General features: G+C 75.3%; 11 protein-coding genes. 4 read left to right on the top strand and 7 right to left on the bottom strand.

Going from position 1 to position 8,896, the window contains the following annotated elements:
* Positions 1-129 precede the first annotated feature (129 nt).
* The 4 genes from ACFWJ4_RS39880 to ACFWJ4_RS39865 form a co-directional block, all read right to left on the bottom strand.
* Complete coding sequence (locus ACFWJ4_RS39880) at positions 130-1,170, bottom strand: zinc-binding alcohol dehydrogenase family protein (RefSeq protein ID WP_380553919.1); 1,041 nt, start codon at positions 1,168-1,170, stop codon at positions 130-132.
* Positions 1,171-1,290: 120 nt separating this feature from the next.
* A complete protein-coding gene (locus ACFWJ4_RS39875) occupies positions 1,291-1,764 on the bottom strand; it encodes a nucleoside deaminase (protein ID WP_380553917.1) in 474 nt (157 codons plus the stop codon).
* A 327-nt stretch (positions 1,765-2,091) separates the two neighbouring features.
* Positions 2,092-2,928 (bottom strand): alpha/beta hydrolase, encoded by an 837-nt coding sequence (locus tag ACFWJ4_RS39870; RefSeq protein ID WP_359898383.1) that lies wholly within the window; start codon positions 2,926-2,928, stop codon positions 2,092-2,094.
* A 20-nt stretch (positions 2,929-2,948) separates the two neighbouring features.
* Positions 2,949-3,386, bottom strand: a complete 438-nt coding sequence (locus tag ACFWJ4_RS39865; RefSeq protein WP_380553914.1) for a universal stress protein — start codon at positions 3,384-3,386, stop codon at positions 2,949-2,951.
* A gap of 184 nt (positions 3,387-3,570) precedes the next feature.
* Here ACFWJ4_RS39865 and ACFWJ4_RS39860 point away from each other — a divergent pair, with 184 nt between their 5' ends.
* Both ACFWJ4_RS39860 and ACFWJ4_RS39855 read left to right on the top strand, forming a co-directional pair.
* Positions 3,571-4,392, top strand: a complete 822-nt coding sequence (locus ACFWJ4_RS39860) for a helix-turn-helix domain-containing protein (protein WP_380553912.1) — start codon at positions 3,571-3,573, stop codon at positions 4,390-4,392.
* A 30-nt stretch (positions 4,393-4,422) separates the two neighbouring features.
* Positions 4,423-4,719: a putative quinol monooxygenase gene (locus ACFWJ4_RS39855; RefSeq protein ID WP_380553909.1), complete on the top strand. Its 297-nt coding sequence runs from the start codon at positions 4,423-4,425 to the stop codon at positions 4,717-4,719.
* A 33-nt stretch (positions 4,720-4,752) separates the two neighbouring features.
* Here the strand turns inward: ACFWJ4_RS39855 and ACFWJ4_RS39850 are convergent, their stop codons facing one another.
* Together ACFWJ4_RS39850 and ACFWJ4_RS39845 are read right to left on the bottom strand one after the other, a co-directional pair.
* Positions 4,753-5,361 carry an ester cyclase gene (locus ACFWJ4_RS39850; RefSeq protein WP_380553906.1) on the bottom strand — a complete coding sequence of 203 codons (609 nt, stop codon included), beginning with the start codon at positions 5,359-5,361 and terminating at the stop codon, positions 4,753-4,755.
* Positions 5,362-5,491: 130 nt separating this feature from the next.
* On the bottom strand, positions 5,492-6,217 hold the full coding sequence (locus ACFWJ4_RS39845; RefSeq protein ID WP_380553904.1) for an SDR family oxidoreductase: 726 nt from the start codon (positions 6,215-6,217) through the stop codon (positions 5,492-5,494).
* A 130-nt stretch (positions 6,218-6,347) separates the two neighbouring features.
* On the opposite strand from ACFWJ4_RS39845, the gene ACFWJ4_RS39840 reads away from it, so the two are divergent.
* The gene (locus tag ACFWJ4_RS39840; RefSeq protein WP_380553901.1) at positions 6,348-7,280 is read left to right on the top strand and encodes a LysR substrate-binding domain-containing protein; all 933 of its coding nucleotides are present in this window, start codon (positions 6,348-6,350) and stop codon (positions 7,278-7,280) included.
* A gap of 56 nt (positions 7,281-7,336) precedes the next feature.
* Here the strand turns inward: ACFWJ4_RS39840 and ACFWJ4_RS39835 are convergent, their stop codons facing one another.
* Positions 7,337-7,741 carry an ArsR/SmtB family transcription factor gene (locus tag ACFWJ4_RS39835; protein WP_380352967.1) on the bottom strand — a complete coding sequence of 135 codons (405 nt, stop codon included), beginning with the start codon at positions 7,739-7,741 and terminating at the stop codon, positions 7,337-7,339.
* A gap of 107 nt (positions 7,742-7,848) precedes the next feature.
* Between ACFWJ4_RS39835 and ACFWJ4_RS39830 the strand changes: the two genes are divergently transcribed.
* On the top strand, positions 7,849-8,896 hold a 1,048-nt coding region (locus tag ACFWJ4_RS39830; RefSeq protein ID WP_380553898.1), incomplete at its 3' end, for an HAD-IC family P-type ATPase.

Below are 8,896 nucleotides of genomic sequence, written 5' to 3'. Positions count from 1 at the left end.
GCCGGATCGCGTGTGGGACGCCGACCACCACAGGGGCGGCGTACCCGGCGATCCCGTGGCTGCCCGCGCCTTCGCCGGGTACGGCGGCTGTCGCAGGCACCGACCGGGCGGGCGGAGGCCCGCGTCGGGCTACTCCGCGACGAGTACCGCGACCCCCGTCACCCGGTCCGCGGCGAGGTCCGCGAGCGCCGCGTCCGCACGGCGCAGGGGGTAGCGGCTGACGTGGACCGCCGGGCGGGTGCGGGCCGCCTCCGCCAGGAAGGCCAGCCCGTCGGCCCGGGTGTTGGCGGTGACGCTGCGCAGGGTGCGTTCCTGGAAGAGGTGCCGCTGGTAGTTCAGCGCCGGGATGTCGGTGAGGTGGATGCCGGCCACGGCGAGCGTGCCGCCGCGGTCCAGCGCGGTGAGGGCGACGGGCACGAGTTCGCCGACCGGTGCGAACAGGATCGCGGCGTCCAGCGGTTGCGGGGGCGGGTCGTAGGAGTCGCCGGCGAAGACGGCGCCGAGGTCCAGTGCCAGCCGGCGGGCCGCCGCGGCCCGGGTGAACACGGCCACCCGGGCGCCCCGGGCGAGGGCGACCTGGGCGGTCAGGTGCGCGGACGCGCCGAAGCCGTAGATGCCGAGCAGCCCGCCCGCCGGGAGTTCGGCCCGTTCCAGGGCGCGGTAGCCGATGATTCCGGCGCACAGCAGCGGGGCCAGCTCCTCGGCGGGCGGGCCCTCGGGCAGCCGGTAGGCGAAGCGGGCGTCCGCGGTGAGGTGCCCGGCGTAGCCGCCGTGCCGGTCCCAGCCGGTGTAGCGCGACGCGGGGCAGAGGTTCTCCCGCCCGCTGCGGCAGTACCCGCAGCTGCCGCAGGTCCGGGCCAGCCAGGCCACCCCGGCCCGGTCCCCGACGGCGAAGCCCTCGACCCCGGCCCCCGCCGCCAGCACGCGCCCGACCACCTCGTGCCCGGGCGTGCACCGGGCCAGCCTGGGGGAGAGGTCCCCCTCCGCGAGGTGCAGGTCGGTGCGGCACACCCCGCAGGCCTCCACCTCGACCAGGACCTCCTTCGGGCCGGGCGCGTCCAGCGGCCGCCGCTCCCGGACCAGTGGGCCCGGCCCCGGCCCGCCGACCGGCCCGGGGCGCTCCACCGCCCAGGCCCAGGTCTCCGCCGGTAGGGGTTGCGTGCTGCTCATCGCCGTCTCCTGCCGCTCGGCTTGCGGGGTCGGTGCGCGCCCGGGGTCAAGTTTCCCGCTCCGCGGCGGCCACCGCGTGCTCGACGGCGGAGAAGCCGTCCGGGGAGGGTGGCGATCCGGTCAGCCCCAGTACCCCGTGTGCACGGCGGTGGCCTCCTCGAAGAGGTGCGGGCCGGAGACCTCCACGGTGCCGCCGCCGGCTGCGAAGACCTGGCGGCAGGGCAGGTCGAGCACCGGCTCGTCCGGGTCCACTCCCGCGATGGCGTTCAGCTCGGTGGCGGCGAGCGCGTAGACGACCTTCCGGATGCCGCTCCAGTGGATCGCGCCGGCGCACATCGCGCACGGCTCGGTGCTGCTGTACAGGACGGTCGCGGAGAGCTGGTGCGGGGCCAGGGTGCGGCAGGCCTGGCGGACCAGGTTGGTCTCCGCGTGCGCCGTGACGTCGTGGTCGGTCAGCACGGTGTTCTCGGCCGTGAGCAGGACGCCTCCGGACGCGTCGGTCAGCAGCGCGCCGAAGGGGTGGTTGCCGTGGGCGCGGGCGGAGGCGGCGAGTTCGATGGCCGCGAGCAGGTGCGGGCGGGTGAGGTCGGTCATCGGCGTACTCCTCGGGGGCGGACCGGACGGGGTGACAGGGACAGGGCGTACGGAGCACAAGGACAGGGCGCAGAAGGGGGGCGTCAGCCACCGTAGCCGCCCCCGCCCGGGGTGGCGGATCCCGACGGCGTCACCGGCCGCCCCCTCGGCGCTGCCGCAGCCGGGCCGCGGATGCGTGACAGGAGGGCCGCGCGCGACAACCGGTTCTGTCGGCCCCCACGGCCCGCCCCCGATGCCCCGGCGGGCGCCGCCGGTCGGACGGTCGCACCCGCGGTGCGCGCGGTGGCTGTGCGTGCGGTGGCGGTGCGTGCGTTGCGTGCGGTGCCACTACTTCGCCAGGAAGGCGAGCAGCGCCGCGTTGACCTCCTCGGCATGGGTCCAGAGCAGGCCGTGCGGCGCGCCCTCGACCTCCACGTACTCGGCGGAGGGCAGCGCCCGGTGGAAGGGGCGCCCGGTGCTGTCGATCGGCAGGATGCGGTCGGCGGTCCCGTGCAGGATCAGGGCCGGCACGTCGATGCGCGGGATGTCGGCCCGGAAGTCCGTGTACCAGGTGGACGGCGCAGCGGCGGCGGCGAAGAAGCCGCCGCTCGTCGCGACGTTCCAGCTGTTGCGGACGGCCTCCGCGCTGATCCTGCTCCCGAGGTTCTCGTCGAGGTTGTAGAAGTCCCGGTAGAAGGCGGTGTAGTAGGCGTAGCGGTCGGCCTTCACGGCGGCGACGATGCCGTCGAAGAAGTCCTTCGGACCGGCCCCCTCCGGGTTGTCGTCGGTCTTCAGCAGGCAGGGCTCCAGGGAGCCCAGGAAGGCGACCTTGGCGATGCGGCCGGAGCCGTACCGGGACACGTAGCGGGCGACCTCCCCGGTGCCCATCGAGAAGCCGACCAGCACGGCGTCCCGCAGGTCGAGGGTCTCCAGCACGGTGTGGAGGTCGGCGGCGAAGGTGTCGTAGTCGTAGCCGGTGGTGGGCTGGGAGGACTGTCCGAAGCCGCGCCGGTCGTAGGTGATCACCCGGTGGCCGGCGTCCAGCAGCGCGGCGCTCTGCCGCTCCCAGGAGTGCCCGTCGAGCGGGAACCCGTGGATGAGGACGACCGGCTGCCCGGAGCCGTGGTCCTCGTAGTAGAGGTCGATGGGGGTGGAGTTCTCCTGGCCGACGGTGATGTACGGCATGGTGTCCGGTGTTCCTCTCGTCATGGGGCCCGGACGATGACCACGGGGCAGGCGGCGTGCTGCGCGCAGTGGGTGCTCACCGAGCCGAGCAGGGTGCGGGTGAAGCCGCCGTGGCCGTGGCTGCCGACCACCAGCAGCTCGGCGCCCCGGGCCGCGTCCAGGAGGACGTCGGAGGGGTCGCCCATGACCATCGTCTGGCGGACCCGCACCCGGGAGTCCTCGCCGAGCACGGTGTGCAGTTCCTCGGCGAACCGCCGTTCGGCCAGCTCCCGGTCGAAGGTGCTGTCGACCACGGGCGCCGACCAGCCGAAGTGGCTCGGGGGTTCCCAGGCGCCGACCGCGTCCACCACGCCGCCGATCAGCGTGGCGTGCCGGGCCGCCCAGCGCAGCGCGGCGTACGACGACGGCGAGCCGTCGACGCCGACCACGACGCGGGGAGCGGAGTCGTTCGCGTTCATCTGCACCGTCCCTGGCCGGCCGTCCTGCGGATCGTCGCCCCCCCCGACCACGGTGCTGGCCGCCGGACGGCGCCGCCACCACGGCCCGGCACCCGGGTGACGGCCGACGGCCGGGCGGGTACCGTCGGTGGCCGCCGAGCGCCCGTGACCGGGGCGCGGCCGTGGTGGGAGCGGGGGAGGACGGGTGCGAGTGGAACACGCGGTGCCGGGCCCGGCGCTGAGGCCCTGGATCGACCGTTACTGGTGGTACCGGGCAGGCCCCGGCGAACTGCCCCGGCTGCTGCCCGGAACGGGTGCCGAGCTGTGGATCCACTGGGCCGGCGGGGTCCACCTGGACGACGGGGCCGGGCCGGTGCCGCTGCCCGCCGCGCACCTGGTCTGCCTCCGCGGGGCCCGCTGGGAGCCGGTCTCGCGGGAGGCGGGCGGCTTCGTGGCGGTGCGGTTCCGGGCCGGCGCCCTGCGGCACTTCCTGGCGCCGGGGGTCGACGAGGTGGCCGACCGGGTGGTGAGCGCCGCCGAGGTCTGGGGGCCGCCGGCCCGGCGGATGGCCGAGCAGGTGTGTCTGGCGTCCGGGCCGGCGGAGCAGGCGGCGGTCCTCGACCGGGCGCTCGCCGAGCTGCTCGCCGCCCACCACCGGGCCGACCCGTGGCTGGACGCCGCGGTGCGGTTCGTCCACCGGCGTCCCGGCGAGGTGCGGGTGGCCGCGCTGGCCGAGCACCTCGGGGTCACCGTCCGCCGGTTGCAGCGGGCGTTCCCGGCGGCGGTGGGTGCGGGTCCGAAGGCGTTCCAGCGGGTGGCCCGGTTCCAGCGGCTCACCCGTACACTGCTGCTGTCCGGCGAACGCCGTTACCTGCCAGGGGCGTTGGCGGCTGGCTACTACGACCAGGCGCATTTCGTCCGGGAGTTCCGGCACTTCACCGGCCGGCCCCCGACGGCCCTGCTGGGGCAGGGCCTGTCGCATTTCTACTATGAGCGGCTGCCCGCTCCCCGTCAGGCTGGGCCCTGACCGGAGGAACCGACGGAGAGCGGACGTGCGATGACCATGGTGGTGGCGATCCTGCAGGCCAGGACCGGACGGGAGGAGGCCCTCGCGGCCGCCCTGCGCGAGGTCGCGGAGCGCACCCGGGAGGAGCCGGGGGCGCTCGCCTACGCGGTGGGCCGCCAGGAGGGCGGCGGCCGGTTCCTGGTCACGGAGCGGTACGCCGACCGCCGGGCGCGCGAGGCCCACTTCGCCTCCTCCTACGTGACCGACCTGCTGGCGCGCTTCCCGGAACTCCTGGCGGACGAGCCGCAGGTCGAGTTCACCGACGTGGTGACGGCCTTCGCCAGGTGACCGCCCGCAGGGCGGCGTGGGCCCGGCACGGCCTCAGGCCCGGACGCCCAGCTGGGCCAGCAGGGTCGCGTTGTCCTCGATGTGCCAGTCCTCGGTGATCCGGTCGGTCCCGACGTGCTGGATGTCGATGGCGTTGAACTCGATGTCCTGGCCCTGCCCCCGCACGCCGTCGAAGGTGCCGGTGAAGTGGCCGCGGAAGACCAGCCGGGCGGTGATCCGGTCACCGCTGATCAGGAGGTCGGACAGCTCGCAGGTCAGGTCCGGCACCGCGGCGCGGAAGTTCTTCGAGGCGAAGGCCGGCCCGTCGGGGCCCTGCGGGCGGCCCGCCGGCAGCGTGTTGTCCCGGAACTGCCGGCTGATCGCCGCGTCCAGGTAGCGCTGCTGCCCGGTGTTCCAGAACGTGTACAACTGCTGTGCCAGGTGGACCTCCTGGGCGGCGCGCCGGGCGCCGAGCGAGCGGTCCACGGTGAGCGCCTTCGGCTGGACGAGGCCGGGCGAACGGTCGATCAGGCGCTGCGGCCAGTCGCGTGCGGAGTCGTGGTGGCCGCTGTCGTGGACGGGGGCGGCCGCGGCGGTGCCGCCCGCCAGGCCGGCCACCGCCGCGAGGACGGCGGCGGTACGGATCAGGGTGCGCGAGCGCATGGGAACAGCTCCTCGGTTCGGGGGCACGCCGGCGGTTCGCGGCGTGCGGGGGTGGTCGGCCGGGGGGGAGCCCCGCCCCGGCGGGGGGGGGGTTACAATCCGCCGGAGCGGGCCCGGCGGGGCAGGCGGGTCAGGCGAGTCGGCCGCCGCCGTCGACGTGCAGCACCGTGCCGGTGACGTACGGGTTGTCGATGGCGTAGCGGACGGCCTTGACCAGGTCCTCCGGGGTGCCGACGCGCCGGGCCGGGTTGCGCTCGGCGACCCCGCGCAGGAACGCGTCCTTGTCGGCGCCCAGGCCGTCCCAGGAGCCGGTGTCGACGATGCCGGGGGAGACGGCGTTGACCCGGACCGGCGCGATCTCCACCGCCAGCGCCTGCACCAGGAAGGCCAGCGCGCCGTTGGTGGTGGCCATCACCGTGCGCGCGGGCGCCGGGCGCCACGCGGCCACACCGGAGAAGAAGGTGAACGAACCGCTCTCGGAGACCTGCCCGACCAGGTGCTTGGCCAGCAGCAGCGGGCCGATCACCTTCGCCGCGAACGCCCGCTGCACGTCGGCCGCTTCGAGTTCCCGCAGCGGGCCGTTGGCCGGCATCGCGGCGGTCGAGACCAGGTGGTCGAAGCGGCCGGCCCGGGCGGCGAAGGCGGCGATCGACGCCTCGTCGGCGATGTCCAGGGCGATCACCTCGGACGGTCCGGACAGCTCGCCGGCCGTCCACTCCAGCTTGCGCGGGTCGGGGCCGGCCAGCACCAGGGAGGCGCCGGCCGCCGAGGCGGACTTGGCGACGGCCCGCCCGGTGCGCGAACCGGCACCGACCACGACGAGCCGCTGCCCCCGGAGGGAGGTGGTGTCGGACATGGTGGAACTCCTTCGGATGATCGGGGAACCGGCCGCCCGCTGCTTCCCGCGGCGGCCGCACCACGACCCTCTCCCGACCAGCACTGATGAGTCCAAGGCTTGTTTTCTACCTCGGCGATAAAATCCGTTCATGGCAACGCCGACGCTCAGACAGCTCGAATACCTGGCCACCGTGGTCGACACCGGATCGTTCACCCGTGCGGCCGAACAGCTGCACGTCACCCAGCCCGCGCTGTCCCACCAGATCCGCGCCCTGGAGGGCGCCCTCGGCGGCCCGCTGCTGGAGCGCCTGCCGCGCTCGGTGCGGCTCACCCCGATGGGCCGGGCGGTCCTGCCGCACGCCCGCGCCGCACTCGCCGAGGCCGAGCGGCTGCAGGCGGCGGCCCGCCGTTCGGCCGGCCTGGAGGAGGGCGAACTGGAGGTCGCCGTCGTCTACTCCGTCAGCCTCGGCATCCTGCCGCCCGTGCTGCGGGAGTGGCGCCGCCGCCACCCCGGCGTGCGGATCCGGCTGCGCGAGTACCCCCACACCGACGCGCTCCGGGAGGCCATGGCCGCGGGCCGCGCCGACCTCGCCATCGGCCCGGCGCCGAGCGGCTGGGAGGGGCCGATCCGGGAGCTCGGCGTCGAGGAGTTCACCGTCGTCCTGCCCGCCGACGACCCGCTGGCCGACCGCCCCGCCGGGACCGTCGCCCTCACCGAACTCGCCGACCGCGACTGGGTCCACTACGCCCCCGACAACGGCCTCGCCGACCTGCTCGACCAGGTCTGCGCCCGGGCGGGCTTCCACCCCCGGGCGGCGGTCCGTGCCGAACAGACCTCGGCCGCCCCGCTGCTGGCCGCGGCCGGGCTCGGCCCCGCCCTGGTGCCCGCCAACATCGTCCCGGCCCACTTCGAGGGCGCCCTGCTGCGCCCGGACCCGCCGATCCTGCGAACCCTCACCGCCTACACCCGCACCCGCCCCGATCCGCTCACCGTGGCCTTCGCCGACCTGCTGGCCCGTCGGGCCAGGGTCGACCCCGTGGTCTCCGGCCGGTCGGCCGAGGCCGACGGGGCGCGCACCTGAGGCCCGACCCCGGCGGCGGAACGCGCGCCCGAGATCCGATCGGGCGCCGTGGCGCGTCAGCGCGCGGCGCCGCCGACCGGCTCGTGCTCGTCGTCCGCGTCCTGCGGGTCGACGGCGTCGCTGAGGCCCAGGCGCAGGTGCTCGATGTGGTAGACGGCCTGGTCGAGCAGTGCGGCGACGTGGTTGTCGTAGAGCGCGTAGACGACCTGCCGGCCGTTGCGGCGGCCGATGACCAGGCCGAGGTTGCGCAGCAGGCGCAGCTGGTGGGAGCAGGCGGACTGCTCCAGGCCGACCTCGGCGGCGAGTTCGGTGGCCGCGCAGGGGCCCTCGCGCAGCCGGGAGAGGATCAGCAGCCGGGAGGGCGTGGCGAGGGCTTGCAGGGTGGTGGCCACCCGGGCAGCGCTGGTCGCGTCCAGGCGCGTGTGCGGGACGGCGGTGGCGGGGGTGGCTCCATGACCCATGCGGGCCATCCTACAACTTATAGATGAACGAGCCTTCATATGTTCATGTATCGTGAACGAGTCAACGGCCCCGCCCTGCCCAGGCCTGCCCGAAGGGTCCCTCCGCCATGTCCACCACCACCCTGACCGGGCGTTCCGCGCCCCCGGCCGCGCCACGCCCGGACACCGCGCCGAGACGGCGCACCCGGGTGCTGTCGCTGCCCGAGGTCCGCTGGGCCGCCGCCGCGACGGTGCTCTTCCTGATCGCACTGCCGCTCCAGCTGACCGGCGCCCCCGCCTGGGCCTGGGGCCCGCTGTACGCCCTCGCGTACGCCACCGGCGGCTGGGAGCCCGCCTGGGCCGGGCTCCAGGCGCTGCGGGAGAAGACGCTCGACGTCGACCTGCTGATGATCGTGGCCGCGCTCGGCGCCGCCGCCGTCGGGCAGGTCATGGACGGCGCGCTGCTGATCGTCATCTTCGCCACCTCCGGCGCCCTGGAGGCGCTGGCCACCGCCCGCACCGCCGACTCGGTGCGCGGACTGCTCGACCTCGCCCCGGCCACCGCCACCCGGCTGCTGCCCGACGGCGGCGAGGAGACCGTGCCCACGGAGGAGCTCGCCGTCGGCGACACCGTGCTGGTGCGGCCCGGTGAGCGGATCGGCGCCGACGGGCGGGTGCTCGACGGCGCGAGCGAGGTGGACCAGGCCACCATCACCGGCGAGCCGCTGCCCGTCGTCAAGGAGAGCGGCGACGAGGTGTTCGCCGGGACCCTCAACGGCACCGGGGCGCTGCGGCTGCGGGTCGAGCGGGACGCCTCGGACACCGTGATCGCCCGGATCGTCCAGCTGGTCGAGGAGGCCTCCGGGACCAAGGCACCCACCCAGCTGTTCATCGAGAAGGTCGAGCAGCGCTACTCGCTCGGCATGGTGGCCGCCACCCTCGCGGTCTTCGCGGTCCCGCTGGCCTTCGGCGCGGCCTTCACCGGCTCGCTGCTGCGCGCGATGACCTTCATGATCGTCGCCTCCCCGTGCGCGGTGGTGCTGGCCACCATGCCGCCCCTGCTCTCCGCCATCGCCAACGCCGGACGGCACGGCGTCCTGATCAAGTCCGCCGTCGTGATGGAGCGTCTGGGGCAGGTCGACGCCGTCGCACTGGACAAGACCGGCACCCTCACCG

Origin of the sequence: Kitasatospora sp. NPDC127067 (genome assembly GCF_042724755.1) — a bacterium.
GTDB lineage: Bacteria > Actinomycetota > Actinomycetes > Streptomycetales > Streptomycetaceae > Kitasatospora > Kitasatospora lactacystinica.
This window is presented reverse-complemented; position numbering and strand designations above follow the sequence as displayed.

What these genes read in the sequence shown, in the direction of transcription:
- ACFWJ4_RS39870 (WP_359898383.1), bottom strand. Translation starts at nt 2,928, where the DNA reads ATGCCGTACATCACCGTCGGCCAGGAGAACTCCACCCCCATCGACCTC.
- ACFWJ4_RS39855 (WP_380553909.1), top strand. Translation starts at nt 4,423, where the DNA reads ATGACCATGGTGGTGGCGATCCTGCAGGCCAGGACCGGACGGGAGGAG.
- ACFWJ4_RS39840 (WP_380553901.1), top strand. Translation starts at nt 6,348, where the DNA reads ATGGCAACGCCGACGCTCAGACAGCTCGAATACCTGGCCACCGTGGTC.
- ACFWJ4_RS39880 (WP_380553919.1), bottom strand. Translation starts at nt 1,170, where the DNA reads ATGAGCAGCACGCAACCCCTACCGGCGGAGACCTGGGCCTGGGCGGTG.
- ACFWJ4_RS39835 (WP_380352967.1), bottom strand. Translation starts at nt 7,741, where the DNA reads ATGGGTCATGGAGCCACCCCCGCCACCGCCGTCCCGCACACGCGCCTG.
- ACFWJ4_RS39845 (WP_380553904.1), bottom strand. Translation starts at nt 6,217, where the DNA reads ATGTCCGACACCACCTCCCTCCGGGGGCAGCGGCTCGTCGTGGTCGGT.
- ACFWJ4_RS39850 (WP_380553906.1), bottom strand. Translation starts at nt 5,361, where the DNA reads ATGCGCTCGCGCACCCTGATCCGTACCGCCGCCGTCCTCGCGGCGGTG.
- ACFWJ4_RS39875 (WP_380553917.1), bottom strand. Translation starts at nt 1,764, where the DNA reads ATGACCGACCTCACCCGCCCGCACCTGCTCGCGGCCATCGAACTCGCC.
- ACFWJ4_RS39865 (WP_380553914.1), bottom strand. Translation starts at nt 3,386, where the DNA reads ATGAACGCGAACGACTCCGCTCCCCGCGTCGTGGTCGGCGTCGACGGC.